The sequence below is a fragment of the Pseudomonas sp. 30_B genome, from assembly GCF_017491605.1.
Taxonomy (GTDB): Bacteria; Pseudomonadota; Gammaproteobacteria; order Pseudomonadales; family Pseudomonadaceae; genus Pseudomonas.
Genome location: NZ_JAFGYY010000219.1, coordinates 1 through 497, shown reverse-complemented (window position 1 = coordinate 497; position 497 = coordinate 1). Strand labels below are relative to the sequence as shown.

Genomic DNA, 497 nt, shown 5'->3' with positions numbered 1-497 from the left:
CGACCATGGAATACAGTCCGCCGCCCCTGTTCAAACAAGGTCCGTCCGCGCTCGCGCGGCTGATCTTCTTCGTCGTCCTGGCGATCGCGCTCCTCGTCTCGGACGCGCGCTTCAACACGCTCGAAATCGTCCGAGGCGTGCTCGGCACCGTGCTCTATCCGCTGCAGCGCGCGGCGCTCGTGCCGCGCGACCTGATCGTCGGCGCGGCCGAAAAAGTCGAGCCGGCCGTCGGCGCGCCACGCGCCCACGTCGCCGCTGCGATAGACGCGCGGCGCGCGCGGATCGATCGGATCGGCGACGAAGCGCGCGGCGGTGAGCGCCGGCCGATCGAGATAGCCGCGCGCGGGCGCCGCGCCGCCGATCAGGATCTCGCCGCGCACGCCCACGGGCGAGAGCCGGTTGCGCGAATCGACGACGTACAGCCGGACGTTGTCGATCGGGCGGCCGACCGGCACGGGATCGTCGGCCGCGTCGACCCGCTCCGCGCAAACCTGGAT

General features: G+C 72.0%; 1 protein-coding gene. It reads right to left on the bottom strand.

Annotated elements, in window-relative coordinates:
• Positions 1–497: AMP-binding protein (locus tag J5M67_RS28015; protein WP_207888622.1), on the bottom strand; the 497-nt coding region annotated here is incomplete at both ends.